The following is a 26,619-nucleotide window of genomic DNA, read 5'->3' as shown; positions in this document are numbered from 1 at the left end:
GGATCTCCTATGCCTTTTAAGATCCGGGGAAAAAAATCTCCTCTTTTTATCACTTTTCTACTTGTCCTGACGCTGTTTGCAGGCCTTACTGCCGGCTATTTTTCCGCTCATGGGATCACGGAAAACGGAAAATTCGAAGCTTTTTCCAGGAAAGTTTTTCAAAATGAAGTCTCCGGCAGCACCCTCACCCTCCACTATACCCTTGCACATCCGGAAAAACAGGGCATCCCGCGGAAAAAAGCAACTCTTGGAACCATCCCGACAGACATGAAAAATACATATCAGATCTGCAGCCAGTACGAAAAAAAGCTGAAATCTTTCCGCTACAGCTGTCTTTCCACGAAAAATCAGCTGACCCTGGATTCCATGCTCCTCTATTATCATACGGAAAAATCTCTGGGCGACAATTATCTTCTCCAGGAACCACTTGGCCCAAGTCTCGGCATTCAGGCCCAGCTTCCCGTACTTCTGGCGGAATACGCTTTTTATGAAGATCAAGATATCACCGATTATCTCAACCTTCTCACCACCATCCGGCCTTACTTTCAAAGTATCCTGAAATTTGAGAAAAAGAAATCCGAAGCTGGTTTCTTTATGAGCGACACTACTCTGGACCGGGTTCTGGCACAATGCAGCGCTTTTATCCAGAATCCGGACAACAATTATATGCTGGATATTTTTCAGAAAAAGCTCTCGGATTATGGAAAACTTTCCGTTTCAGAACAGAACGCTCTGATCCTGACCCACAAAAGTCTCATGAAAACAGAAGTCATTCCCGCCTATCAGGAACTTATGACCGGACTGGAAGCTTTGCGTGGCACAGGGAAAAACAATCGTGGCCTGACTTATTTTAAGGGAGGAAAAGCCTACTATCTCTATCTTCTACAGAGCCAGACCGGATCTTACGTTCCTGTGAAACAAATGGAAAAACGCCTCTCCAGACAGCTTTCCAGTGAGATCGGTATTGCAGGAACCATGCTCCGCAAAAACCCGGAACTTCTGGCTACACTCAACCAGGGAATCACTTTCAAAGAAATGAAACCCGCCCAGATGCTGAACGCCCTTCAGCAGAAGATCCAGGCAGATTTTCCAGCCCTTGCAGATGTCACTTTTGAACTCCGCACAGTCCACGATTCCATGAAAGATTACTTAAGTCCCGCCTTTTATCTCACCCCGCCCATGGATACCGGAACGCCTAATGTGATCTATATAAATCCGGCTGCCAGTTATCAGGGTCTGGAACTTTTTACCACACTGGCACATGAAGGATTCCCGGGACATCTTTACCAGACTGTCACTTTTGAGCGCCAGAATCCCTCCGGCATCCGGAATCTGCTCTGCACCTCCGGTTTTGCGGAAGGATGGGCCACTTATATTGAGCCCTTTGCCTACCAGTACGCAGCCGGTTATATAAAGGATCCTTCTGCCACAGAACTTGCCAGGATCTCCTGGCTGAACCGCAGCATCAACTTATGTATGTACTCACTTCTGGATATTGAGATCCACTACAACGGCTGGACCCAGGCCGAAGCAGCCAGCTTCCTGAAAGCCTTTGGCATCGAAGAAAGCACCGTTGTCTCCGAAATCTATCAGTACATCCTGGAAACCCCCGGGAATTATCTGAAATACTACTGGGGCTACTTAAGCCTTCTGGACCTGCGCACCTCCGAGCAGAACCGTCTGGGCCAGGATTTTGACCTGAAAAAATTTCACAGCCAGGTGCTGAAAATCGGCGGTGTGCAATTCCCGGTGCTGGAGAAGTATATTGATGCGGAATTTTAACCGAATCCCTGGGCCAAAATTATAACTCTTTACTCCAGCCCCGCAAAAAACAGCTCATAAAAATCATCTTCACCCTCAAGCATCGGAGAATTCTCTCCACCACCATTGGTGCTCCGCTTCATAGCTGCATAAAACTCTTCCCCTGCCGCGATCAGATCCATCTCATAAACCGGAACCCCAAGTTCCCGGCACTTCTTACAGAAAGCAGCCAGCGGCTCTTTCTCCTTACGGGTAGCAAGCAAAACCTCCCGAAGCGCCGGGTCCCTGCGGGCCTTTTCCTTCAGATTATCAAGCATCTCCACAACTTCCATCCTGCTCACTCTCCCTTCACGCAATTTCTGAACAATACATCCAGTTCCGGAATCTCCCTCTTCAGAGAAATCAGCTTCCCATCCCTAGTAAAACAATGCTTCGAAGAAGCCACCGTACAAACCTCATCCCTGGTCACATTAAAAAACTCATAATCCAGTTCCAGAACCGCACCACTGTACTTCCTCACAGAAACCGAAATCTCCACCACATCATCAAAAAGCACCGGCTTCTTATAAGAAACCGAAACCCCGGCAACCGGAGAAACGATCCCCCGCTTCTCCACCTCACCATAACCGAACCCCATCTCCTTCATAAAATCAATACGGGCCTCCTCCATCCATTTCACATAATTGGAATGATGGATGATCCCCATCTGATCCGTCTCATGATACTGCGCCTTACGTCTGTAAACACCCATGACTGCATCCTCTCTTTTGTCAAAGTCTGATATTGTAGTCAAGCGGATATTCGCAATCCGCTTCGCTACTTTCTCATAACCAAATAACTGCTCCGCAGTTTATCAGGAGGAGCTTGCACTCCTCCTGATACAAGCAAGTCCCCACCCACTGCTTATTGCTTTTCGCAACCCCGCAGGGGACTTACTTGATTTGGTTAAAATGTCTGCTTTATTTCTTGCAAATTATATTCCTCATACATCTTAAATATATCATACAAAGCCGCAAAAATTCCACCATAATTCAACAAGCTGATAGCAAGATATCGTAATCTTCAGTCAGATAGATGGAAATTTTTTCGCTTTTCAAAGAAATGCGAGGAGGGGAAGCATTCATAGTTGCGAAGGCCATTTCCCCTCCTCGCGCTCCTCCCCTCCGGCCACGCAGTTTTGTTGTACGTTGTGGGGATGTGTGTATGTACTGGTGGGGCGATGGATGCTGCGGTATCGGATATAAAACGCTGTGCCGATTTATTCCTATTCTCCACAACTTTTTACAGTCAATCACTTACTCCCCTCAAACCACAAGGAAACTCAGCCTTTCCTCCACGCCGTCCAGCGCAGCGCTGACGGCTCATCCAACTCCCGGGAAACCACTCAGCCTCACACTCCCACCCCGCCACTCTATCCTCACGCCCTGAACCTCACTGCCCGGACAGCCACCAGCACTTCCCGGCTTGAAAAACCAGCTGGCAAGGCGTCCGTCCAACAACTCCACATACCAGACAGCATCCCCGGCACGGGCGTACGTTCACCCCCACCACCCTCTTCCCACGAAAAAAAAAATCTGCTATAATACAACCACGCAAACCAATTACATTCAAAATCCAAAGAAAGACAAGGTAAACCATAAATGAAATTCTCACCCAACATCAAAATCCCCGACTCCCTCAAACGAGTCCTCAAAAGAGAATCCACCCCGGATCCTCTCCGCGAACCCAAACGCCCCATCAGGCGCAACCCCAAGGACAACATCCCATTAAACTTCCGCGAGCGCAGCAACGCCCGCCTGAGCCTCATAGCCTCCATCGTTGTCCTGGCTATTCTGGTCCTCTTCTTCAACCAGCTGGACTACCGCCTCATCCGTAAACCAGCCATAGATGCCCGCAAAAAAGCCACCATTTCAAAAGAAAAACAGGAAACCACCACTACCACCGGTGAAACCACCACAGCCTCTGTCATCGCAGTAGGCGACAACCTCTACCACCAGAGCCTCATAGACGCAGGCGCATCCTCTGACGGTAACTGGAACTACGACAAAATCTACACCCACATCCAGGACGCCATCAAAGACGCAGACATCAAAATGATCGACCAGGAAACCGTCTTCACAACCGACCATGACAGCGTAAGCTCCTACCCCTCCTTCGCAACCCCGACCGAAGTAGGAGACGCCATCATAAAAGCCGGATTCAACGTAGTGGAATCCGCCAACAATCACATTGATGATTTCGGCGAAGGTTTTCTCACCGACACATTGAATTTCTGGAAAACCACCTATCCGGATGTCACACTTCTTGGAATCCACGACTCACAGGAAGATGCAGACACCGTCAAGATCCGCGAAGTAAACGGTATCAAAATTGCATTTCTGGATTATACCTACGGAACAAACGTAGGAGGCATTGAAGGAAAAGACTACATGATCGACATGATCCGTAAGGACAAGATCACAACCATGATCCAGAAAGCCAAACAGCAGGCCGACTGCATCATCTTCGTGGCTCACTGGGGCACTGAAGACGAAACCATGCCAAATGAATACGAAAAGCAATGGGCAGCCTACCTCATGGAACAGGGTGTAAATGTCATTATCGGAGGACATCCTCACGTACTTCAGCCATACGGCCGTCTCACCGATGATAAAGGCAATGAAACCGTAGTCTTCTATTCTCTGGGAAATTTTGTATCCACCCAGCAGAAACTGGAAGAGCTCCTTGGCGGAATGGCAAAATTCACCATCCAGAAAACAGTAAAAGATGGAAAAACTTCAATTGAAATCCTGACTCCAACCGTAGAACCTCTGGTCATGCACTATAACAGTGATGCCGGAGAATTTGGGCCATATATGCTTTCCGACTATACGGAAGAACTGGCATCTCAGAACGGTGTCCAGAAATACATTGGTTCCGGTGTATTCACTCTCGACAACCTGAAAAAGAAATTCAATGAGATCATGTCCATGAATGTTACCCCATCCACAGGAACCAATCTTCTGGACGTAACCATTAATACAGACCTGAACATGATCGATGCTTCCGGAAATATCGTAGAAGATACGGATTCCATCACAGCAGAGCAATATTATGCAGACAAAGGAATCGACATCAATTCCGAAAACTTCAATTCTGCTGATAACGGTTCCGGCAGCACAGACGACTCCTCAGATGATGGTTCTGATGATGATTCCGGTTCCTATGACGACAGTTCCTACGACGACGGCTCTTACGATGACAGTTACGACGAAAGTGAAGAATAAAGCTTTAACGAATGCGGATTGCGAAGATTCGCTCGACTCAGCAAACCAGCCAATCCAGCAACGTGCATAAAAAATACCGGAGATCCGGCATCCCTGAAGTACACACTTCAAAGGATCCGGATCCCCGGTATTTTTTTACATCATCAGAACTTTACCATCCGTTTCAGTCCCTGAATCACCAGCATACTTACCCCTGACAGTCCGTAAACCGCCAGAAGTTCTCCAATTTTAAGCGTCTGCACCGCAAAAAATCCATGAAGCACCGGAACTGCAAGCACAGCTGTAAGAAGCACAAATCCAGACAGAAATGCTCCCTGCATAAAGCGATTATCAAAAAATTCCCCTGTAAAGATTACCGGTTTTCCAGCCTTACAGTTATATCCGTGAAGTAATCTGGACAGACACAGCACTGCAAACGCCATGGTACCTGCCAGTACCTCATTGCCGTCCCGGTAGCCAATCAGAAATGCCGTCAGTACCACAGCACCGATCACACCACCTTCCACACCAACACGGATCAGGAACTCTTTTGTAAGAATAGATTCTTTTACAGGTCTGGGCTTTTTTCCCATCACATCATGATGGTAAGGTTCCAGCCCCAGAGCAATGGCCGGCAGACTGTCCGTAAGCAGGTTGATAAACAGAAGATGAACTGGTGCAAAAGGCACTGGAAGATTCATCAGAGAAGCTGCAATCACTACCAGGATCGCCGCAAAATTTCCGGAAAGAAGGAACTGTATAGCCTTTTTGATATTTTCATAAATATTTCGTCCACTCTCCACAGCCTTGATGATCGTGGCAAAATTATCATCGGTCAGAATCATTGAAGCCGCATCTTTTGCTACCTCTGTTCCTGTGATCCCCATAGCAACTCCCACATCTGCCTGTTTCAGTGCAGGTGCATCATTGACTCCATCTCCGGTCATGGCCACAATGTTTCCCCTCTCCTGCCACGCACGCACAATACGTATCTTATGCTCTGGCGTCACACGTGCATACACCCGGATATTTTCCACAAACTCGTTAAGCTCCTCATCACTCATACCATCAATCTGAACACCCTCACAGGCCTGGGAAATATCATCCAGAATTCCGATTCTCTTTGCAATAGCGGCTGCTGTCACCTTATGATCTCCTGTAATCATCACCGGGCAGATACCTGCACGCTTACAGTCCGAAACCGCCGCTGCACTTTCCGTACGGGGCGGGTCCATCATTGCCAGTAACCCCAGAAAAACCAGCCCCTGTTCATCCTCTGTGGAGATATTTTTTTCCACCGGAAAATGGCGGTATCCGATTCCAAGAACACGTAAACCTGACTCTGAATACTGTTCATTAACTCTGCAGATGTTTTCCACATCCACCTCTGTAACAGGAAAGATTTTTACACCTTTCTGGATATAATCCACACGTTTCAGCATCACATCTACCGCGCCTTTGGTGATCATGGTATATCCATCCTTCATCTTATGGAAGGTAGACATCAGTTTCCGATCACTGTCAAAAGGAACCTCGCTGCTTCTCGGACAGGCATCCCTGACTTCCTGTGCCGAAATTCCTTTTTTATCTCCCAGGTTTACCATTGCTGTTTCTGTAGGATCTCCGATCTCCTGGCCTTCCACATTGGTAGAATCATTGCAGAGAATGCTGAACTTCAGCATCTGTTCCTGCAATGGGTTCGCCGGATCAATCTGATCTGCCGGAATATCCTGTCCGTCCACATAATAATGTTCAATGGTCATCCGGTTCTGCGTCAGTGTTCCCGTTTTGTCAGAACAGATCACCGATATACTTCCCAGCCCTTCCACAGACTGCAGTTTCCGTATGATTGCTCCTTCTTTTGCCATCTTTCTGGTTCCAAACGCCAGCACAATTGTTACAATGGAACTGAGTGCTTCCGGAATCGCCGCCACAGCCAGTGCCACTGCAAAAAGAAATGCATCTGCAACAGCTCCGCCTTTCAATACCTGCAGGATAAAAAGTACCGCACATAACAGAAGAATGATCATGGAAAGCTTTTTCCCAAAGCGATCCAGATTAATCTGAAGCGGTGTTTTCTTCTCCGAAGTATTCTTTAAAAGACCGGCGATTTTTCCTACTTCTGTGTTCATTCCAATCCCGGTTACAAGAAAAACACCTCTTCCATAAGTCACATAGCTTCCGGAAAATACCATGTTCCTGCGATCTCCCAACGGAAGTTCCCCGGTAAGCGGAGCGCTGATCTTATCTACACCAATGCTTTCTCCGGTAAGTGCACTTTCATCAACCTTAAGGCTGGCACTTTCCAGCACACGTTCGTCCGCCGGAATATAGTCTCCAGCCTCCAGATGGACCACATCTCCTACTGTAATTTCCCTTCCCGGAATTCTCACCACTGCACCGTTTCGAACCACCTTCGCCTCCGGTGCAGCCAGCTGTTTCAGGCTTTCCAGGGAATTCTCTGCCTTAATGGTCTGCACAGTTCCCAGAATAGCATTCATAGTAATCACAACCAGAATTACCGCCGCACTCTCTGTTTCCCCCAGGAACAGGGAAACCACCGCCGAAACAATCAGGATCAGCACCAGAAAATCTTTATACTGCTCCAGAAAAATCTGCAGGCCGCTTTTTTTCTTACCTTCCGCAAGTTCATTGAATCCGAATTTTTCCTGCCTTCTTTTTACTTCCTCATTTGTCAGAAAATCCTGTTCCCCATTCAGATCTCTGCGTACAGTTTCTACCGTTTCATTGTAATAAGCTTTCACAGATACCATTCCTCCTTTACAGATCCTCAGAAGCCTCCCTGTTAACAGTATGGGCAGAATCGTAAAAAAAAGAGACTTTTATTGCACAAAAAACATGCAATAAAAGTCTCGCTGTTTCATCACGATACGGACAGGTAGATACCCATCGAGATTGACGACATCATGAACACTGACGTGCCAGCTACTCCCCTTTATATGGCTTACTATACTGTCCAAAAAGACATTTGTCAACCCGGAATATCAGTATGTAAATACGCCGACTCCATAAGCTTCCAGCGGATATGCAAAAGAAAATTCCCGGTTGTCGCAGTTCTTCTTCTCTGCCTTGAATGCCTTGCCTTTCGGAAGAAGTCCCTGCTCATTCATAATCAGTTTGTACTGTTTCTTCTTCGGTACACCTACACGGTAATCCGGACGTGCTACCGGCGTGAAGTTGCATACAACCAGAATGTTGTTACGTCTTGTGGGGGATTTTCTCACAAAACTAAAGATGCTTCTGTCGCCATCGTTGGCATTGATCCACTCAAATGCAGACGGATCATTGTCCGCACCATAAAGTGCCGGATATTTCCTGTAAATATGAAGAAGATCACTGACATACTGCTGCAGTTTCTGATGATTCTCCTCTCCAAGAAGATACCAGTCAAGCTCTCTGGCCTCACTCCACTCCCGGAGCTGTCCAAAATCCTGTCCCATAAACAGAAGTTTCTTACCAGGATGTCCGAACATGAAGGTATAGCCAGCCTTCAGGTTCTTGAATTTATCATCCAGTTCGCCTGGCATTTTTTCCAGCATGGAGCACTTCAGATGTACTACCTCATCGTGGGAAAGAACCAGAACATACTTCTCACTGTATGCATAAGTCATGGAAAATGTCATCTTATTATGATTAAATTTACGGAAATACGGATCCAGCTTCATATATTCCAGGAAATCGTTCATCCATCCCATATTCCATTTCAGGGAGAATCCCAGGCCGTCATCTTCTGCCTTGCCGGTTACCATCGGCCATGCGGTAGATTCCTCCGCAATCATGACAGTTCCATGATTTCTTCCGAGAACAACCGTATTCAGATGCTTGAAGAATTCAATGGCTTCCAGGTTCTTGTTTCCACCGTATTTATTGGCAACCCACTCACCGTCTTTTTTACCGTAATCCAGATAGAGCATGGATGCAACCGCGTCTACACGGAGACCGTCAACGTGGCATTCTTCTACCCAGTAAAGGGCATTGGCGATCAGGAAATTCTTTACTTCCGGACGTCCGTAATTGTAGATCTTGGTTCCCCAGTCCGGATGCTCGCCCTGTCTCGGATCTGCATGCTCGTATACTGCAGTTCCGTCAAAGTTGGCAAGTCCGTGTGCATCCTTCGGGAAGTGCGCCGGTACCCAGTCAAGGATAATACCAATCTTCTGGCGATGGAGATAATCAACCATATATTTGAAATCCTGTGGTGTTCCGTAACGGGAGGTCGGTGCATAATAGCCGGTAACCTGATAACCCCAGGAACCGTCAAAAGGATGCTCTGCGATGCCCATAAGCTCAACATGTGTGTAACCCATTTTCTTGACATACCCGGCAAGCTTCGGGGCCAGCTCTCTGTAGGAATAGAAACCATCCTCGTCTTCCGCAGTCTGCGGATGTTTCATCCATGAACCCGGATGCACCTCATAAATAGACATGGCACTTGTATCCGGATCAAAGGCCTCACGGTTCTTCATCCAGGTATCATCTTTCCATTTATAATTGGTGATGTCGGTAACACGGGAGGCTGTTCCAGGACGCATCTCAGCAGCGTTGGCATAGGGATCTGCCTTGTAAAGTTCCTCGCCATGTGCACCTGTAATGTAAAATTTATACAGTTGTCCAATCTTCGCTCCCGGTACAAATGTCTCATAAACACCAATGGGTCCAACTTTTTTCATGGGATTCTTCTTTGTGTCCCATTCATTGAACTCACCTACAACAGAAACCGCCTGTGCATTAGGTGCCCACACTGCAAAATAAACTCCTTTTTTCCGGTTCTGTGTATCCGGATGTGCTCCCAGTTTCCTGTAAATATCGTAATGCGTGCCCTGACCGAACAGATACTGGTCAAGCTCCGTAAATTGTAATTTCTTTCCCATTTTCAGGTACCTCCCTTTATAGTTCTGCCACCGTCCATTCCCCAATTTTAAGTGGAGTTTTTTATTCTATAATTATACCAATCCCCATATTTTCAGTCAAGGAAAAACCCTCCCATATAATATGTGTCTATTATCCGACAGTGTCGTATAAAGTCAAAAAAGAGACCTGAATGACACACATTTTGTCACTCAGGTCTCCTGGTATTATTCTTTAGTATTCTTCACTTCCGTCATCATAGGAACCATCGTCATAGGAGCCATCATCATAGCTTCCGTCATCGTAGCTTCCATCATCATAGTTTCCGTCGGAAGAACCATCCGATCCGTCACTGCTTCCGTCTGTGGAACCATCTGATCCATCACCACTTCCATCAGAAGAACCGTCCGATCCGTCACTGACTGTACTGTCTGTGGAACCATCACTGACGTCTGTACTATCTGCGGAGGTACTGTCTGCAGAAGCGCTGTCATCAGAAGTTATACTTCCGTCAGAAGAATCACTGCTGTCTGTTGAATCACTGGAATTTCCTGCATATCCTGCAACACGTCCTGCCTGAAGGGAGCTGTCCCAGAAGTCAGAATAGGAAGCACTCTGTAAAGTAACATCTTTAGCTGCTGCAAGTTCACTGACTGTTACCAGCTTATATCCCTCATTGACCAGTTCCGGAATCAACTTCTCAGTAGCACATTTTACAGATGGCTCATGGATATCATGCATCAGAATGATAGAACCATCACTCAGATCGCTGTTCATGATCTCATTGTAATCCGCATCCGCATCCATCAGTTTCCAGTCCAGGGAGTCTGTGGACCACATGAAAAACGGTTTGCCTACTGCTGCCATCTGTTCTTCTGTGATTGCTCCATACGGTGCACGGCACACGGTTGCAGCCTGTCCGCAGGCTTTCACCAGCTCGTCATCTGTTTTCTGGAATTCCTGTACAACAGAATCCAGATCCATATTCGGAAGAGTCTGCTCCGGATGATCCCAAGTATGGTTACCAATCTCACATCCAAGCTGTAACATTCTCTGTACAGTAGATTCCCGTCCCTCAACATTCTGTCCCAGCATAAAGAAGGTAACATGAATATTATATTTCTCAACTGTATCAAGAAGAGTCTCTGTATACTCTCCCGGTCCATCATCAAAGGTCAGTGCGATCATCGGACGTTTCTTGGAAGGATCATAAGAACCATCTTCATTAAAGTAATAATCCTTCACACCTTTCTCAACCCATCCTGTCTGCATATAACCATTCTCATCAAAACTGTATGTAGTTCCGTCGATTTCGGCAAAACCATTGATATAATATGTACCATCCGGATTCTGATACCACTTTCCTGTGGAGTCTTCATGCCATCCCGGTGTCATAACAGAAAGTCTGTCTCCTGCTGTACTGCCCTTTACCGGCATCACCACAGCATCTGTACTGCTGTCACCGGATGAATCCGATGTAGCCGAATCAGCCGATGCAGATGCATCCTCCGTACTTCCATCTGAGGAAGTTCCTGCTGTATTCGCCTGTACATTCACAGTCTCCGTACCCTTACTGCTTCCTCCGCCTACACGGTTGACGATTGGTAAAATTACTCCTCGAACAACAAAAACCAGCAGAAGAATCGCCGCAACCACACAGGTTATCCGCTTCATCATCCGCCGCCGTCTTATTTGCTGCTGCTTTCTGCGCATTCTCTCGCGCAAAACTCTTTTGTCCATTTGATTATATCCCCGTCTATATATTTATAACTTTCCTTAATGTCTGAACTTAATCATACCGCATTTAATGTTCAAATACAATGGTAATTCCCGAAAGAATCTCTTAATTTTCTTTTTATGTGTTACTGTCAAAAAAGCGGTTCCCGGAAATTCTCCCGGGCCCCGCACTTTTTTGTACGCATCACATAATGCGTGTGATTTTTTGTTATTCTGCTGATGCATCTGATGCGCTGTCTGCCTCTTCTGTCGGTTCTTCCTCAGGAACCATATCTGTCGCTTCTGCCGTTTCCAGCTCTTCGTCAACAGTTCCCTCAGCACTGCTTCCATCTACAGACGGATCATCTCCGTCCACACCTTGTGTGTCACCGGCAGTTACTTTTTCTTCAACGGTTGCGTTATCTATGATAAAGTCCTCCACACGGAGCAATCCGATAGATTCATCCACAGCTGCCTGGCCATACTTATCTACCAGTGCCGCGATATCTTTTACATTATATGATTTGATCAGTTCGTTCTGGATACCAAGAGATTTTTCATCCTCAAGTGTCATATTTTCCGCATCCATGATTCCCTGCACGATCAGGTTCTGTTTCACCTTATATTCCGCATACTGGCTGCTCTGCTCTTCAAAATCATCCATGGAAATGCCCTGTGCCTTTACAAAATCCTCCAGGGTCATATCACCCTGTTTTGCATAATTTTCGTACAGAGTCTTAAATTCTGTTTTTGCCGTATCCAGATCATCCTGTGGGTATTCTTTTACTTCGGAAGCAGAGAGCACTGTGTTCCATGCTGTCTCACGAAGAGTATTCTGGGCGCTTGTTTTTGCTTCTTCTTCCAGTGTCTTGCGGATTTCTTTTTTGTAGTCTTCCGCAGTCTTACAGTCAGTATTCTTGGCTGCCCAGTCATCGGTCAGTTCGGGAGCACGTTTGAAGCTCTGCAATGTAACTTTAAACACAACCTCCTGGCCTGCCAGTTCTTCGGATGAATATTCTTCCGGAAATGTAAGGTCGAGATCTTTTGTCTGGCCTTTTTTCATTCCGATGATTCCATCTTCAAAACCATCAATAAAAGTTCCGGAACCGATCGTCAGCTCATAATTGTTGGCTGTACCTCCGTCAAAAGCTACTCCGTCTTTGGTTCCTACGTAATTGATCGTAACAATGTCACCGTTCTGAACCGTACCTTCTGTTACTTCCTCTGCCTTATTCTGAAGTTCTTCCTGAACCCTTCCATCAACCATGTCATCGGTCACAGCTTCTACAGAATTATCAAGTGTCAGGCCTTTATACTGTCCGATCGTTATATATTTGCTCACATCATCCACAGAAACAAGTCTTGTATCTCCGGAAGCTGTATCTTTGCTGTTTTTATCTGAATCCGATCCTGATTCTGCTGAATCTGTTTTATCGGCTGTATCCTGTGTTTCTGCTGTAGATTTTGTTTCCCCTTTATTGTCTGCAGATGTGCCGCAGGCTGTTATCGCCAGCGCTGTACACAATGCAAGCACAACGAGATATGTTTTTTTCTTCATATCTTACTCCCTTCATATCAAAATCATCTGAAAATACACATATATTCTAACCATAATAGATTATAAACATTTTCTGTATACTTTTGTAAAATCTATTTCCTTACATTTCTGGAACCGGTGTCGGTCTGGAATCGTCCCAGACTTCAGATACATCAAACAGGTCGCTGAGCATATCCGGATTATAATACATACGATAACCATCCAGGTTCCGTCTTCCCTGTCGGAAATACTCACTTGTAATCTGCACAAAATACTGACTGGAATCTACATTGCAGAAATAGCGGTAGCCACGACTCTTATAATATTCATACTTGGCATTATCAGAGGTATATCCTTCCCAGTCGCCGATATCTGCGCCAAAGGCAAAAATGATCATGTCGGTTTTTCCAAGGATCGGTGCTACATATTTCTCCCATTTCTTGTTATCTGTTTTCAGTTCAGCCGCAGTAGAAGAAGTTGCATTTCTGTGGCCCCAGGTATGGCTTGCAAATTCCCAGCCGTCTTTTTTCATGGCTTTTGCCACTTTTTTGGCTGCTTTTACTTCTTTATTATAGTCAAAATCCGGGTTAGCCTTGAGAAAAGCTTTCTGGTCGTCCTGAAGGTTCTTTTTTGACTTATATGCACCATCTGTACGGTATCCCAGCACTCCGTCATAACCGGTCATTGCCAGGATTCCCTTTCTTCCATGGTAGGAAAAATCAGGATGTTCCTTAATAAAAGAATCCAGGATCGGCACAACATCGTAATCGCCGGTCACAACCGTTCCGTCAGCCTTTTTATATTCACATTTAATGTCTCCATTATCATCGATCACCAGTTTTGTGGCAAATCCATCTCCATCCATGTAATGATAATAGCTGACATCATCTTCAGAAAGTACGAAAGGAATCTTGCCCTCCGGAAGCATGATCTTGCCTCTGCTCATGGTTCCGTCATCATTCACTACCGCCATGTCGTGAGGGCTTACCAGAACATATCCCTTATCATACATAATCTGGATCATTTTTTTGAACTCACTGACTGTCGTCATCATCTGATTATATCCTGCCTCATCAGAATCCCCGTCAAAAGCCAGAGAGGTGTCTACGATAAGGGAATGGAAAAACACATGTGTCACCTGCTCAAGAGGATACTCTACACAGGCATCTCTTTTTTTCATATAGGAAGCAGCTGCCTTCTGCATTTTATCACTGGTGGCAAATTTCCAGTTGTTCTTCAGAACAGAAATCGCTCCTGTATAATCATACTGCTGAGCCAGTTTCTTTGCCTTTGCGAGAAGTGCCTTTTCATTGGAGGAAGTACTGCCGGAAGTGTCCTCTGACTTCTCACGTTTCTGTGTTTCTTTTTCAGCCTCTTTCTCTTCTTCCGGTGTCTCGGTTGCTGCCGGCTGGTCTTCCGGATCTGCTGCTACCTTAGCCTCTTCTTCCTCCACTTCAGTCTGTGTATCCTCTGCGTCTGCCTCATCCGACTGTGTATCTTCCGCATCTGCCTCATCTGACTGCGTATCCTCGTTGTCCTGCGACTGTGCGGTCATATTATCCTGCTGAACAGTAACTGGTGCGTTTCCACTGACAAAAAGTGATGCTGCAAGTACTGTTGTCAGGACCCCTGCAATTTTTTTCTTCATAAAATAACTAGCCCCTTTCTTTTAAGTCCCCTCGTATCTTTCAAAATCCGATCATCCCATCGGTGGTACCGGCGTTGGTCTTGCCGGGTCAAAAACATCTTTTGCGTTAAAAAGATCTTCCAGAAGTTCCGGATTATAATACATCCGGTATCCGTCCAGGTTTCGTCTTCCCTGACGGAAATAGCGGTCCCGGATCTGTACATAATACTGGCTGGAATCCACATTACAGAAATAATTGTATCCCTGTCCCTTCAGATATTCGAATTTATCACCGGAATACTCTGGTTCTGTTGTTATATCTGTTCCAAAAGCAAAAATAATGATATCCGTTCCCCCGATCAGCGGATCTACATTTTTTTTGAATTTTTCGGTATCTTCCTGAAGTTTCTCCAGAGAGATCTGACCTACATTCTGATGTCCCCAGGTATGGCTTGCAAATTCCCAGCCTTCTGCTTTCATGGCATCGGCAACCTTCTTCGCCCCTTCCCGTTCCTTTTCCAGGCTGAAATCCGGATGTGCATCGAGCCATTGTACTTTATTTTCGTCCAGATCTGCCGGGCGGGTTTCATAACTCTCATCTGTACGGTATCCAAGGATTCCGTTATATCCGGTGAGTGCCACGATTCCCTTGGCACCACGGTAGGAAAAATCCGGATGCTGCTCCACAAAACGGTCGATCAGCGGAACCATATCGTAATCACCTACAGACACACTTCCATCATCTTCCACATATTCGTTGCGGATCTTCCCTTCTTCATCCACAACCAGTTTTGTGGCAAATCCATCTCCATCCATGTAATGATAATAACACACGTCATCCTGTGAGAGGACAAACGGCGTTTTCCCCGGCGGAAGAAGGATCTCTCCTGCTGTGATATTGCCGTTTTCATCTGCTTTTGCCATATCTTTAATGCTTACCATGACATAGCCCTTGTCATACATGGTCTGAGTGATCTTATTGAACTCATCGATCGTGGTCATAACCTGGTTATAATCCGCTTCTTTATAATCTCCGTCAAAAGCCTTGGATGTATCTTTTATCAGAATATGATAAAAGACATGTGTCACCTGTTCCAATGGCCATGCTGTACATGTTGCTTTTGTATCTTCGTATTCTTTTACAGCTGCCTGCATCTTCTGGTCTGAGCCATAAGCAGGATCATTTTTCAGAAGATCAATGGCTTTATCATAATCATACTGCTGAGCCAGAAGATCCGCCTGCGCCAGAGTATCGCCGGAAACTGTATCACCGGATGAATCACCGGAAGCCTCTGTAGAAACTGCTTCGCCGGAGTCTGTTCCCGTTTCCGTTTTATTTTCTTTTTTCGTATCAGAAGTTACCACTTTCCTGTCTGATCCGGAAGCAAACCTGTTGCTTAAAGCAATTGCGCCTGCCGACACTCCACCTGCGATCAGTACCGCTGCCACTCCTATGGCGATCAGCCGTTTCCTGCGTTCCCGTTTCAGCCTCTCTCTGCGGCGTTGCAGCATACGTTTACGCCATTCCTCATACTCCGGAGTTCCCATTTCCGGTCTGGGTTTCCGGTGTTTTTTCTCTTCCATACTTTATTTCCTCCATCTGTTGTGTATAAATACATTGTCTGTATCTGAATATCCATCTATCCTGCGGTTTGTATTGTAAACCGCAGCACATTCATTATACCTTGTAAATACTGAAATTTCCACCGTTCCTCCTGTCTTTTTCGCTTTTCTTTTATCTTGCCTTTTTAAGAAAACAATGCTAAAATGTTTTGTACGTAATGTAACCGATTGCGAAACAAATATACATACAGGGGGATTCTCAAATGAGTACAGTTACCATTGTTCTTCTGGTCATCCTCGTTATTCTGATCGCAGCAGTAATCGCACTCTACTTCTTCGGAAAGAAAGCTCAGAAAAAACAGGACGAACAGCAGGCTCAGATCCAGGCCAACAAGCAGACAGTTTCCATGCTGATCATCGATAAAAAGCGGATGCCACTGAAAGATTCCGGACTTCCACAGATGGTCATTGACCAGACACCGAAGCTTATGCGCCGCTCCAAACTTCCGATCGTAAAAGCTAAAGTTGGTCCGAAGATCAGCATCCTCATCGCAGATGAGAAAGTATTCGATCTGATCCCGGTTAAGAAAGAGATCAAAGCCGAAGTCAGCGGTCTTTACATCGTTGGCGTAAAAGGAATCCGTGGTTCTCTTGAAACACCACAGAAGAAGAAAAAAGGTTTCCTCTCAAGATTCCGTAAATAATCCGAATATAAAGCAACCGCCGTGGTTTCAGGAATTTTCCCTGATACACGGCGGTTATTTTTTATAAGACAAAATCCTTACAGTCTCTGGGCTGTACCTGGATCGCCAGGTAACAGTCTGCCACATGTTCCTCATTCATATCCAGCGCGTAATCTGCTTTCATCTGAAGATTCTCTTCACTCTCCATAAGCTCCAGGTTTGTGGCGGCAATTCCCATCTGAAGTGTTCCATACGGTGTGGAATAATAAGTCATATTCTTCTTACCCTGCTCAAATACCATATGGACATTTACCAGACCTTTTTTACTTACTTCCAGACCTTTCTCTGACATTTTTATGTAATTGATCGTAGGTTCAGCGGTTTCATCGAGAAGTTCCTCATATCTGAGATAATGAGAACCATTGCGGAAATAATACTGTCCCGCTACGACGATCTCGATCGGCTCCTGGTCTCCCTGTGCGTCCATCATCTGAAGCCCTCTTACATGGATCAAAACTTCTTTTTGCATTTTTTTCTCCTAATATTTCTCAATATCGATCTTCTGTGTTTTCTCTACATTATATGACAGGATGGAATTGGCAAAATCCTTAAATTTCTCGGCAAGATCACTTACATAGAAGCGATACGGAAATTCCTCCTGTGCCGCCTCATCACTTGCTAGATCCAGATCTGCCAGAAGCTTCTTCAGTTCCAGTGCAGTCTCATAGGCCGGATTCACAAGCCGGACATCCTCCCCCATGATCTTACGGATCGTAGATCGCAGAAGCGGGTAATGTGTACATCCAAGAATCAGTGTGTCGATCTCCTGATCCTGAAGTTCCTTCAGATATCTTCTTGCAACCTCTTCTGTGACAGGATCATGATACCATCCCTCTTCCACCAGCGGTACAAAAAGCGGACATGCTTTCCCGATCACGGTGATCTCCGGATCCAGCTCCCTGAGATAGGAAGCATGGATACCGCTGTCTACCGTACCTACTGTGCCAATGATCCCTACTCTCTTGTTCCTGGTCTCCTCAGCAGCCACTTTAGCACCGGCTTCGATCACTCCGAGAATAGGGATATCCAGTTCATCCTTTACCGCATCCAGAGCAAAAGCACTGGCTGTGTTACAGGCTACAACAATGGCTTTTACTTCCTGTTCCTGCAGAAAATGAATGATCTGGCGGGAATAACGGATAACTGTCTCTCTGGACTTACTTCCATATGGAACCCGGGCTGTATCTCCGAAATATACAATTTTTTCGGACGGCAGATTCCGCATGATCTCACGGGCCACCGTCAATCCTCCGATACCGGAATCAAACACACCAACCGGTGCGTTTCTGTCTATATTCATTGATCTTATTCTCCTGAAATAATTAATCGAGCGCTATAATTACTCGTTGGAATATTGTATCACCAATCCAGCGCTTTCGCAAGCCAGAAGGAAATCTTCACCGGCTTATTTTCCCCGTTATCCTCCACTTTTTCAAAACAGAATTCCGGATAGATGGTTCCCCACCAGGCATAAACCTTTGGATCCCGGGAAGAAAATGTGTCCTGTGCTCTGATACCGCCTGCAAGGATCATCGACACGAGCAGAATGGCCCATCCTGTTCTTTTTAATATATGAATACGACTCTTTATCTTTATATGCTCCATGAGTAAAACCTCCTGCCAAAATCTTCTTTCTGATAATCCTGTCCAAAGATGATGGTACCTGCCATCTTTTTAAGAATATCTGCATTATTGACAGTTTATCGCCTGTTTATTCAGCACTTCCATAATCCACTTCCAGAAGATCCCCATTTACCCATACAGAAGGAATCCATGGTAATGTTCCGTCCTGGTAAAACTGATGATATGCCTCTCTCAAAGTCACTCCTTTTTTCTGCTGCCCGGTAGTACGGTTCTCCTGGATTCCCTGAAGATATTCACCCACAGAACTTTCCTCTGCTCCCTTCCAGTGAAAAACCTCTCCCAGCATTCCGGTCCGGAACATGTACACATCTTCGCCTACATGTTCTTCCTGCTTCAGATATTCGAGAAAAGCCTTTCTGTTTTCTTCTGTCAGCATGCTCTCATCCAGAATCACTACCTGAAGGTGTCCCAGATCCAGAAATTTTTCCTGGGAACGATTGTAGACTTTCTCGATTTCCTGAAAATTTCTGCCCGCAAGGGTCAGTACGGAAACCGGATCTTCTTCCGGCTTTTCCTGCCCGGTGGTCACATTCATATCCGGCATGGCATACTTCAGCACAAAGCCTTCTTCCGAAACGCCGGCCCCCAGTGCCAGCGGATACATCCTTTTTTCCGGTTCCACAGCCGCACACCCGGTTCCCATAAGGCTTACAAAGAAAAACAGGCTCACAGACAACGCTTTTTTCTTCCAGCGGCCTTTATTTTCCACACTGAGAAAAATCTGGACCACAAGAAGCAGCGGCACAAAAATATATGCCAGATACCATCCATAATACTTTTCTATCCCGGCGCCGTTTCTTTCGTAGAGCGAAAGGATCCACCCTGCTGCCGGAATCCAGTACCGTCCACTTCCAAGCTTTGTTTTTTCCGCAATCTGATTCCCGTAATGAAAAAGACTTCCCAGAGAAAAAAGAAGCCCGAACACCAGAAATCCCATCCAGATCACATCAAATCTTGCCAGCACATTTCCCGGAAGATCTGCCCCGTCCAGAAGAGGCAGCACCGGATATGTTTCCGCCAGAAGCCTGTTTTTTCCAAATACAGCAGGAAGCAGAACCTGCATACCAAGGACAATTCCACACACGGTAAGAAAGGCCAGGATCACCGGCTTTCTGGCACTTCCCTGTTTTTCTACTTTTTCAAGCCCAAAAGGCAGAAGCCCCACTCCGGAAAAAACACAGAGAAATGCATACACATCCCGGATCATCCATTTCCCGGAAAACCTGCTACCGGTACCCTCCACGGTTTCCAGAAAATATTCCGCTTTTCCCTGTCCTGCACTCAAAATCATAAGAAGGAGAATCCCTGCCAGAAAAATTCCACCGGAAATTTCTGCAATCCTTCCTCTTCTCTGCATTCCCCGGTGCGTTCCCAGACTGCATGCTGCCACAGCAAGCAGAGACAGCCATTTCCCGGAAATCCCGCTGATCAGACTCTGTGGAATTACTTTTGCAAGAAGATCCGCCAGAAAAGCCGCACTTAAGATTACATATAAAAGAAATAACAGTCCAATAAACCGTACAGTAATATTTCCTGTCATTCTGGAAAGTTCTCCATAAGCAGGAGCAAGACGGATCAGCCAGATCACATAAAATGAAAGAAGCACCGCCGCCAGGATCGTCCCTGCCATAGCATTCACTCCCAGCATTTCTCCGTTTTTAAAAAGGCACAGAAGAAAAGGCGCCGGAAACACAAGTATGATCTGCCGGAAAAGCTGTCTGTGGGAAATCCTGTTGTTTTCTGCAAATCTCATAATCCTTTTCCTTTCTGCCTCCACAGCTTTGTCCGCAGTCTGCGCTTCTGGTCATCTCTTGCATACAACGGCCGGAATTTCCGTTTCCGGAATGGCTGGCGCAAAATTCTTCCTCCTGTTTCCGCCTGGCCGTTTTTTTCTACAAAGGGTACCAGATATGGGACACCAAAACTTAAAAGTCCTGCCAGATGTGCCGCTGTCAGATACAGTCCCAGCACAATTCCGAAGATGCCAAGATATCCTCCCAGAAAAAGAAATCCATACTTCAGAAGCCGGAACGCAGACGCAAATTCCTCATTGGGGATCGCCAGAGATCCAAGCGCCGTTAATGCCACAATAATTACCACCACGGGGCTTACCAGATTAGCCTCCACAGCTGCCTGTCCAATGATCAGGCCTCCAACAATCCCGATGGCATTTCCAAGAGTTCCGGGAATCCGTACGCCCGCCTCCCGGATCAGCTCAAAAGACAGCTCCAGAAACACCAGCTCCACCACGCTGGAAAACGGCACTCCTTCCCTTGCCTGTGCAAAAGAAAGGATCAGATTGGCCGGAAGGATCTGGGTGTGAAACCGTATCACAGCCAGATAAAGTCCCGGAAGCAACGTTGCCACAGCCATGGCCAGATATCGCAGCACACGCAGGAATGAAGTCATTTCAAAACGGTTATACCAGTCCTCGCTGCTTTCCATAAAGCTGTTAAACGCACCTGGAATCACCAGTGCCACCGGTGAATTGTCACAGAGCAGCACGGCTTTTCCATTGAGAAGTTCCTGTGCCGCCCGGTCCGGACGTTCGGTTGTCTGAAACTGTGGAAAAGGCGAATACCAGGCTTCTTCTGTCAGCTGCTCCAGCATTCCGCTGTCCAGGATTCCATCCACAGTAAAAGATTCCAGCCGTTCCTTCACCGCAATCAGAAGTTCTTCGTGCACCAGATCTTCCACATACAGAAGCTGCACCACCGTGTTGGAACGCACCCCGATATTTTGCTGTTCCACTTTAAGGCGGGTATCCCGGATCCGCTTCCGTACAAGGGCCGCATTGGTTTTTACGCTGTCGCAGAAGCCTTCTTTGGAACCCCGCAGCACTTTTTCCGTTTCCGCTTCTGATACATCCAGCCCCGGATAGCCTTTGCTGGATATCTTCATGGCCCTGTCATAACCGTCCATAAAGAAAACCGCATTTCCGGAAAGAACCGCCCCGAAGACTTCTTCCATGGAAAAAAGTTCTTCCACATCCGCAATTCCGAGACTGTTTCTCCGAATAAATTCCCGGATCTTTTCTTCCGGAATTTCCCAGAAATGATTGATCATCTTTCCAATGGCAGAATCGTCCAGCATCATGTTGGAAACTGCCACTTCAATATAAACCATCAGACAGTCCACTTTATGACCCTCTCCCAGGCGCATGGGCCGGATCAGAATATCATCGCAGTTTTCACAGCGCTTCCGGATATAAGATTCATTTTCATGGAGAGATACTGAAATCTTTTTTTCTTCCACAGCTTCACCATCCTTTTCCAATAAAAAAGAGATGCCAGTGGCATCTCTCTTAATATCCCCGGATATCCGGTTCTTATTCTTTTTTCTCGGATTCTCTGGCAGCATTTTCCGCACGGATGGTACGGATAATTGCCATTCTCTGATTCTCCAGATGGTGAAAAGAAATATCCTGTGCTTTCTGCACATCACCCTCCCGGATCGCTTTTACCAGTTCTTCATGCTCGCTGACAAGGAGATTTCTGGTCTGCTCTTCCTTCAGATATTCCACACGGTAGCGGTACATCTGCTCGCGGAGATTATTCAGTACCTGGTTCAGACGCTTGTTATCGGAAGCCTGGTAAATGATCTCATGGAACGCCACATCCGCCTCCGCAAGACGAACAAGATTTCCCTCTGCTTTTGTTTTCTCGAATTCTTTGGCTGCTACCCAGAGCCGTCCAAGCTCCTCCTCTGTGATCAGCTTACATGCCTTTTCTATGGCTACATTCTCAAGCGCGATACGCACCTCAAGAACATCGTTCAGATCTTTTTCGGTGATGCTTGCAACCTGGGCTCCCCGGCGTGGGATCATCACTACAAGGCCTTCCTGCTCCAGCTTACGCATGGCCTCACGCACCGGTGTTCTGCTGACACCCAGACGCTCTGCAAGAGCGATCTCCAGAAGTCTCTCCCCCGGTTTCAGTTCTCCTTTCAGAATTGCCTGCCTCAAGGTGTTAAAAACAACATCCCGAAGTGGCAGATACTCATTCATATCCACAGAAAAATCACTTGTCATTTGTAACTCCTCCATCCCTGTTGTAAATATCCGTGGCAAATACTGTTTTTGCCAGTCCGCTCTTTCTGAGACTTCTGGCTGCCGCCGCCATCTTATCTCTGTTATCAAAAATACCAAATACCGTTGGACCGCTTCCGCTCATCACCGCTTTCAGCGCTCCTTTTTCTTCCATGAGTTCTTTGATATTTCCAATTACAGGATACTGACGGATAATTCCAGGCTCAAATACATTCTCCATTTTTGATGCCATGGCATAAAGATCACCGTCCTCAATATCCCTGATAAGTCCATCGATATCCGGATGTTTCCCGATTCCTGCCAGATTGAGATTTTCGTAGGCGGTTTTTGTGGAAACATTGATTCCCGGTTTTCCTACCAGCACATAGCATTCCGGAACTTTCGGAAGTCGCTTCAGCTTCTCACCGATTCCCTCTGCAAGGGCTGTTCCACGCATAATACAGTACGGAACATCTGCTCCTACCTTCACTGCGCGCTCCATCAGCTGCTCTTCCGTCAGGCCCAGATGAAACATCCGGTTCACACCTACAAATGCAGCCGCAGCATCAGAGCTTCCGCCTGCCATACCTGCCGCTACCGGAATGAACTTGCGAAGTTTAATGGAAAGTCCCTCTTCTATTTCAAATTCTTCCATCAGCATCTCTGCTGCTTTATATACAAGATTTCGGCTGTCAGTGGGAATAAACGGAAGATTGGTTGTCAGCACGATTCCCGGCCGTTTCGTCTTTCTGATATCCAGGATATCATACATACGGATGGTCTGCATGATCATGCGTACCTCATGATAGCCGTCCTCTCTCTTCCCCAGAACATCAAGTCCGAGATTGATCTTTGCCATTGCTTTTAAACGCATAAGCCCCTCCATTTGTACTTTGTATACAGTATTTATATGTATATTTTATATGATTTTTGCAGTCTTTTCAACAGCAAAATTTTCCAGCTTTTTTCATTTTCTGCTGTTTTTTTCTCATTTGATCTGTCCTTCTACTTTTTTCACCACAAGAAGCGGTGTTCCCGGAGATGGCTCCTGATTTTCCTTAAGCCCGTTCAGAGTGCAGATTTCTTCAATGGATGTATGATATTTTCTTGCGATATCCCACAGCTCATCTCCCGGTTTTACCATATAGATCAGGATTCCCGGCATAGCCTGGATCTTTTTCATATCCAGAGGTTTTTCTTCCACTTTGTCAATGATAAATACGGGTTCCCGGATGACTGCAAGAAGATTCAGGCCCACTGACGCCCGGATCTCGATCTCATTTCCGTCCGCCATGGCTGCAGAAAGCTGTTCCAGTTCTGCCTTTAACCGGTAGCTGCTGTCCGGCCGGATTCCTCTCGCTTCCACCACATGAGAAAACGGGATCATGGCCTCCATGGAGTAAAAAGGCATACTGTCGTTTCCGATAATATACAGGATCTTCAGCATGATCACTCCATCTGCCTGCACTCCGTTTTCCACGATCCTGGTCTTATCGATCTTTACTTTTCCCTGGCTGTGACAGAGCTGGAGGATTTTCCCCTGGGTTTCTTTTACCTGAATGCGGTCAGTGATCCGGCATCTGGAGAAATTCCGCACCAGAAGTTTTTCCAAAACTTCATTTTTCCCTTCCGGAACGCATTCCCGAAGTGGTGTATACACATCTGTAACCAGTGAATATTCTTCCTCCCGGAAAAATTTCATATCCAGTTCCAGCACTACATCAGAAACCAGTATCCGTTCCTCTCCATCTGCATCCGGCTTTACTTCCAGGCTCTGGTGCATCACGGAAACTTCAATATCCGGGATCAATTCTTCTGTACAATCCGGACATTCCACTTCTCCTGAAAAAGGAAGTGAATATTCCAGCCACTGTACCGGTGTCTCTGTATCTTCTGATTCGTACAGTACAAAAACCGTCAGCTCTCCCCTTGCTTTTACGATGTTTTCTTCCGGTTTCAGATCCAGTCCCCGTATATCCATGGTATACCAGATCAGGCCGGAAATGTCCGGACGATTGGAAGCAATGGTATATTCATCCTTAACACGCAGGGTATCTTTTTTATGTACGGTAAGTCCCAGAAATCGGACTGTTTTCTTTCTGACAGAGATATCCGTAGCATCCAGCGCTACCGGAAGACGAACCTGCTCCGTCTCATCTACTGCTCCATAAAATGTTACCAGTGCTTTGATATTCAGCTTTCTGGAATGGATCAGCCGGATGGTAAGATCCTCAATCTCCCACTTCAGGCACAGTTTATCTCCATTTACAATGTCTTTCAGGTTCAGTGTTTCCTCAAACGGCAATTTTGCCGTAATGCTGCTGATAATTCCGTTTTCTTCTCCCACATAAAGAATATCTACCTGCAGATCTCCTCTCAGGATCCCTTTTCCGTCAGCGAGATGGACATCATCCATACTGATCCTTCCTTTATACTGGATCAGCCTTCCCACATCCGGTTTCGCATCTGGTACATTAAAATCTTCATCAAAAGTGATCTGGCTTTTTGCCCTGCTTTTTTCTTTCAGTATCTGCATGATCTCCTTCTTTAATTCCACAATCGTTTCCCCTTTCTCAGAATTTTTTTACCTGCCGCTTCCCTCTGTGAACGTTACCGGTTTTTTCTGCCTTGAGGTTTTTATCACAATACAGGGATACGATGGTACTCCGGCTTCTTTCAGATCTTCCGGGCCAAGAAGTCTTGTAACAAAAAAAAGCCCGTTACCGGATTCTCCAAGTTCTTCCACCTGGATACTGTAACCTCCGCTCATCTGCCGGCCATATCCCTTTGCAAGATACAGGTCTTCTCCAGTTTCATAACTTAACTGAAATTCTTTTTCCTTTTTTTCTTCCATGATCCGGGAAAGTTCCTCCGGGATATCGGACTTTTCTACCACTGTATAGGCAACCGGTTTCCGCTCTTCCTCCTCGATCCGGACGAAACGGCAGCCGGAAAGCAGAAAAGCCGTTATTACAGCAATTAGCAGAAAAACTGATCTTTTCATAATCCCCTCTTTTATCAGCAGCCTGCATTACTCAGTATTTATTCTATGTAATCCGGGAAAGATTTATTGCAACTATCGAAAATTCTTCGTATAATGGTGTCAGGATGCAAAACTGCATCACAATATAGAAAGGACAGAAGACATGATTCGATTTATACTTGTCTGTATCGTTGTCATCGCTTATCTGGTGCTGACGATCCCGGTTCTTCTGGTGGAATGGATCATCGGCAAATTCTCTCCAATGACCAAGGATATCAGCTCTCTGCGTATGGTACAGGCCATATTTAAATTTATCCTGTGGATCACAGGTGCCAAGGTCACCGTCATCGGTGAAGAGAATGTCCCGAAAGATCAGGCTGTTCTCTATGTGGCGAATCACAGAAGTTATTTTGACATTCTGCTGACCTACAGCCGCTGCCCGATCCGTACCGGTTATGTTGCAAAGAAAGAAATGGAACGTTACCCGCTGCTTTCCAACTGGATGCGTAACCTCTACTGCCTCTTCCTTGACAGAGAGGATATCAAACAGGGACTGAAAACCATCCTTCAGGCGGCAGATTATGTAAAATCCGGAATCTCCGTATGCATCTTCCCGGAAGGAAGCAGAAACAAAAACGCAGATGAAACCGATATGCTGTCATTTCATGACGGTAGTTTCAAGATCGCAACCAGAGCAAAGAGTCCGATCATTCCTATCGCGATCAGCAATTCCGCAAACATCTGGGAAGCCAATTTTCCAAAGATGTCTCCTACTCATGTGGTAATTGAGTACGGCAAACCAATCATTCCATCTGAGCTTGACCGGGATACTCAGCGTCACCTGGGTGCGTATACTCAGAATATTATCAAAGAAATGCTTATTAAAAACAAAGAGCTGGTGTGA

The 26,619-nt window shown here is 46.1% G+C and carries 21 protein-coding genes; 4 read left to right on the top strand and 17 right to left on the bottom strand.

The features are described 5' to 3' along the window. Window positions 1–9 precede the first annotated feature (9 nt). On the top strand, window positions 10–1,782 hold the full coding sequence (locus GPK81_RS16055; RefSeq protein ID WP_252196682.1) for a DUF885 domain-containing protein: 1,773 nt from the start codon (window positions 10–12) through the stop codon (window positions 1,780–1,782). Window positions 1,783–1,811: 29 nt separating this feature from the next. On the opposite strand, the gene GPK81_RS16050 is transcribed toward GPK81_RS16055, so the two are convergent. Beyond that, complete coding sequence (locus GPK81_RS16050) at window positions 1,812–2,093, bottom strand: hypothetical protein (RefSeq protein ID WP_021976992.1); 282 nt, start codon at window positions 2,091–2,093, stop codon at window positions 1,812–1,814. A 5-nt stretch (window positions 2,094–2,098) separates the two neighbouring features. Next, window positions 2,099–2,512 carry an acyl-CoA thioesterase gene (locus GPK81_RS16045; RefSeq protein WP_180214425.1) on the bottom strand — a complete coding sequence of 138 codons (414 nt, stop codon included), beginning with the start codon at window positions 2,510–2,512 and terminating at the stop codon, window positions 2,099–2,101. An 889-nt stretch (window positions 2,513–3,401) separates the two neighbouring features. Between GPK81_RS16045 and GPK81_RS16040 the strand changes: the two genes are divergently transcribed. Further along, window positions 3,402–5,027, top strand: coding sequence for a CapA family protein (locus GPK81_RS16040; protein ID WP_021976990.1), 1,626 nt, complete (start codon window positions 3,402–3,404; stop codon window positions 5,025–5,027). A 143-nt stretch (window positions 5,028–5,170) separates the two neighbouring features. Here the strand turns inward: GPK81_RS16040 and GPK81_RS16035 are convergent, their stop codons facing one another. The 6 genes from GPK81_RS16035 to GPK81_RS16010 form a co-directional block, all read right to left on the bottom strand. Continuing rightward, on the bottom strand, window positions 5,171–7,780 hold the full coding sequence (locus tag GPK81_RS16035; RefSeq protein ID WP_215707346.1) for a cation-translocating P-type ATPase: 2,610 nt from the start codon (window positions 7,778–7,780) through the stop codon (window positions 5,171–5,173). 231 nt (window positions 7,781–8,011) lie between these two features. Next, window positions 8,012–9,898: a 1,4-alpha-glucan branching protein GlgB gene (gene glgB / locus GPK81_RS16030; protein ID WP_215707345.1), complete on the bottom strand. Its 1,887-nt coding sequence runs from the start codon at window positions 9,896–9,898 to the stop codon at window positions 8,012–8,014. 211 nt (window positions 9,899–10,109) lie between these two features. After that, window positions 10,110–11,552 carry a polysaccharide deacetylase family protein gene (locus GPK81_RS16025; RefSeq protein WP_252196681.1) on the bottom strand — a complete coding sequence of 481 codons (1,443 nt, stop codon included), beginning with the start codon at window positions 11,550–11,552 and terminating at the stop codon, window positions 10,110–10,112. A 268-nt stretch (window positions 11,553–11,820) separates the two neighbouring features. Then, complete coding sequence (gene tig, locus GPK81_RS16020; RefSeq protein WP_021976985.1) at window positions 11,821–13,149, bottom strand: trigger factor; 1,329 nt, start codon at window positions 13,147–13,149, stop codon at window positions 11,821–11,823. A 100-nt stretch (window positions 13,150–13,249) separates the two neighbouring features. Further along, on the bottom strand, window positions 13,250–14,776 hold the full coding sequence (locus tag GPK81_RS16015; protein ID WP_021976984.1) for a polysaccharide deacetylase family protein: 1,527 nt from the start codon (window positions 14,774–14,776) through the stop codon (window positions 13,250–13,252). Between the two features lie 51 nt (window positions 14,777–14,827). Next, entirely contained in the window at window positions 14,828–16,339 is a 1,512-nt protein-coding gene (locus GPK81_RS16010; RefSeq protein WP_021976983.1) for a polysaccharide deacetylase family protein, read from the bottom strand. A gap of 242 nt (window positions 16,340–16,581) precedes the next feature. On the opposite strand from GPK81_RS16010, the gene GPK81_RS16005 reads away from it, so the two are divergent. Continuing rightward, window positions 16,582–17,022, top strand: coding sequence for a type IV pilin (locus GPK81_RS16005; RefSeq protein ID WP_021976982.1), 441 nt, complete (start codon window positions 16,582–16,584; stop codon window positions 17,020–17,022). Window positions 17,023–17,083: 61 nt separating this feature from the next. On the opposite strand, the gene GPK81_RS16000 is transcribed toward GPK81_RS16005, so the two are convergent. From GPK81_RS16000 to GPK81_RS15960, 9 genes are all read right to left on the bottom strand, one after another. Then, window positions 17,084–17,530 carry a DUF1934 domain-containing protein gene (locus GPK81_RS16000; protein WP_021976981.1) on the bottom strand — a complete coding sequence of 149 codons (447 nt, stop codon included), beginning with the start codon at window positions 17,528–17,530 and terminating at the stop codon, window positions 17,084–17,086. Window positions 17,531–17,539: 9 nt separating this feature from the next. Beyond that, window positions 17,540–18,361 carry a glutamate racemase gene (gene murI / locus GPK81_RS15995; RefSeq protein ID WP_215707343.1) on the bottom strand — a complete coding sequence of 274 codons (822 nt, stop codon included), beginning with the start codon at window positions 18,359–18,361 and terminating at the stop codon, window positions 17,540–17,542. Window positions 18,362–18,420: 59 nt separating this feature from the next. Continuing rightward, a complete protein-coding gene (locus tag GPK81_RS15990) occupies window positions 18,421–18,666 on the bottom strand; it encodes a hypothetical protein (RefSeq protein ID WP_021976979.1) in 246 nt (81 codons plus the stop codon). A 106-nt stretch (window positions 18,667–18,772) separates the two neighbouring features. Next, the gene (locus GPK81_RS15985; protein WP_215707342.1) at window positions 18,773–20,458 is read right to left on the bottom strand and encodes a GerAB/ArcD/ProY family transporter; all 1,686 of its coding nucleotides are present in this window, start codon (window positions 20,456–20,458) and stop codon (window positions 18,773–18,775) included. Beyond that, a complete protein-coding gene (locus tag GPK81_RS15980) occupies window positions 20,455–21,960 on the bottom strand; it encodes a spore germination protein (RefSeq protein WP_178744580.1) in 1,506 nt (501 codons plus the stop codon). The genes GPK81_RS15985 and GPK81_RS15980 overlap by 4 nt, the downstream gene beginning before the upstream one ends. Before the next feature lie 73 nt (window positions 21,961–22,033). Beyond that, window positions 22,034–22,735 carry a GntR family transcriptional regulator gene (locus tag GPK81_RS15975; protein WP_021976976.1) on the bottom strand — a complete coding sequence of 234 codons (702 nt, stop codon included), beginning with the start codon at window positions 22,733–22,735 and terminating at the stop codon, window positions 22,034–22,036. Continuing rightward, the gene (ispE, locus tag GPK81_RS15970; RefSeq protein ID WP_021976975.1) at window positions 22,725–23,606 is read right to left on the bottom strand and encodes a 4-(cytidine 5'-diphospho)-2-C-methyl-D-erythritol kinase; all 882 of its coding nucleotides are present in this window, start codon (window positions 23,604–23,606) and stop codon (window positions 22,725–22,727) included. The genes GPK81_RS15975 and ispE overlap by 11 nt, the downstream gene beginning before the upstream one ends. A 114-nt stretch (window positions 23,607–23,720) precedes the next feature. After that, the gene (locus GPK81_RS15965; protein ID WP_174088084.1) at window positions 23,721–25,289 is read right to left on the bottom strand and encodes a DUF3794 and LysM peptidoglycan-binding domain-containing protein; all 1,569 of its coding nucleotides are present in this window, start codon (window positions 25,287–25,289) and stop codon (window positions 23,721–23,723) included. 27 nt (window positions 25,290–25,316) lie between these two features. Further along, window positions 25,317–25,736 (bottom strand): protease complex subunit PrcB family protein, encoded by a 420-nt coding sequence (locus tag GPK81_RS15960; protein ID WP_021976973.1) that lies wholly within the window; start codon window positions 25,734–25,736, stop codon window positions 25,317–25,319. Between the two features lie 142 nt (window positions 25,737–25,878). Here GPK81_RS15960 and GPK81_RS15955 point away from each other — a divergent pair, with 142 nt between their 5' ends. Continuing rightward, window positions 25,879–26,619, top strand: a complete 741-nt coding sequence (locus GPK81_RS15955; protein ID WP_021976972.1) for a lysophospholipid acyltransferase family protein — start codon at window positions 25,879–25,881, stop codon at window positions 26,617–26,619.

The sequence above is a fragment of the Blautia sp. MCC283 genome (assembly GCF_018785565.1).
Lineage (GTDB): Bacteria > Bacillota > Clostridia > Lachnospirales > Lachnospiraceae > Blautia_A.
Note: the sequence above shows the minus strand (reverse complement) of the source record. Positions and strands in the feature narration are given on the sequence as shown.

What these genes read in the sequence shown, in the direction of transcription:
- GPK81_RS16055 (WP_252196682.1), top strand. Translation starts at nt 10, where the DNA reads ATGCCTTTTAAGATCCGGGGAAAAAAATCTCCTCTTTTTATCACTTTT.
- GPK81_RS16050 (WP_021976992.1), bottom strand. Translation starts at nt 2,093, where the DNA reads ATGGAAGTTGTGGAGATGCTTGATAATCTGAAGGAAAAGGCCCGCAGG.
- GPK81_RS16045 (WP_180214425.1), bottom strand. Translation starts at nt 2,512, where the DNA reads ATGGGTGTTTACAGACGTAAGGCGCAGTATCATGAGACGGATCAGATG.
- GPK81_RS16040 (WP_021976990.1), top strand. Translation starts at nt 3,402, where the DNA reads ATGAAATTCTCACCCAACATCAAAATCCCCGACTCCCTCAAACGAGTC.
- GPK81_RS16035 (WP_215707346.1), bottom strand. Translation starts at nt 7,780, where the DNA reads ATGGTATCTGTGAAAGCTTATTACAATGAAACGGTAGAAACTGTACGC.
- glgB (WP_215707345.1), bottom strand. Translation starts at nt 9,898, where the DNA reads ATGGGAAAGAAATTACAATTTACGGAGCTTGACCAGTATCTGTTCGGT.
- GPK81_RS16025 (WP_252196681.1), bottom strand. Translation starts at nt 11,552, where the DNA reads ATGATGAAGCGGATAACCTGTGTGGTTGCGGCGATTCTTCTGCTGGTT.
- tig (WP_021976985.1), bottom strand. Translation starts at nt 13,149, where the DNA reads ATGAAGAAAAAAACATATCTCGTTGTGCTTGCATTGTGTACAGCGCTG.
- GPK81_RS16015 (WP_021976984.1), bottom strand. Translation starts at nt 14,776, where the DNA reads ATGAAGAAAAAAATTGCAGGGGTCCTGACAACAGTACTTGCAGCATCA.
- GPK81_RS16010 (WP_021976983.1), bottom strand. Translation starts at nt 16,339, where the DNA reads ATGGAAGAGAAAAAACACCGGAAACCCAGACCGGAAATGGGAACTCCG.
- GPK81_RS16005 (WP_021976982.1), top strand. Translation starts at nt 16,582, where the DNA reads ATGAGTACAGTTACCATTGTTCTTCTGGTCATCCTCGTTATTCTGATC.
- GPK81_RS16000 (WP_021976981.1), bottom strand. Translation starts at nt 17,530, where the DNA reads ATGCAAAAAGAAGTTTTGATCCATGTAAGAGGGCTTCAGATGATGGAC.
- murI (WP_215707343.1), bottom strand. Translation starts at nt 18,361, where the DNA reads ATGAATATAGACAGAAACGCACCGGTTGGTGTGTTTGATTCCGGTATC.
- GPK81_RS15990 (WP_021976979.1), bottom strand. Translation starts at nt 18,666, where the DNA reads ATGGAGCATATAAAGATAAAGAGTCGTATTCATATATTAAAAAGAACA.
- GPK81_RS15985 (WP_215707342.1), bottom strand. Translation starts at nt 20,458, where the DNA reads ATGAGATTTGCAGAAAACAACAGGATTTCCCACAGACAGCTTTTCCGG.
- GPK81_RS15975 (WP_021976976.1), bottom strand. Translation starts at nt 22,735, where the DNA reads ATGACAAGTGATTTTTCTGTGGATATGAATGAGTATCTGCCACTTCGG.
- ispE (WP_021976975.1), bottom strand. Translation starts at nt 23,606, where the DNA reads ATGCGTTTAAAAGCAATGGCAAAGATCAATCTCGGACTTGATGTTCTG.
- GPK81_RS15960 (WP_021976973.1), bottom strand. Translation starts at nt 25,736, where the DNA reads ATGAAAAGATCAGTTTTTCTGCTAATTGCTGTAATAACGGCTTTTCTG.
- GPK81_RS15955 (WP_021976972.1), top strand. Translation starts at nt 25,879, where the DNA reads ATGATTCGATTTATACTTGTCTGTATCGTTGTCATCGCTTATCTGGTG.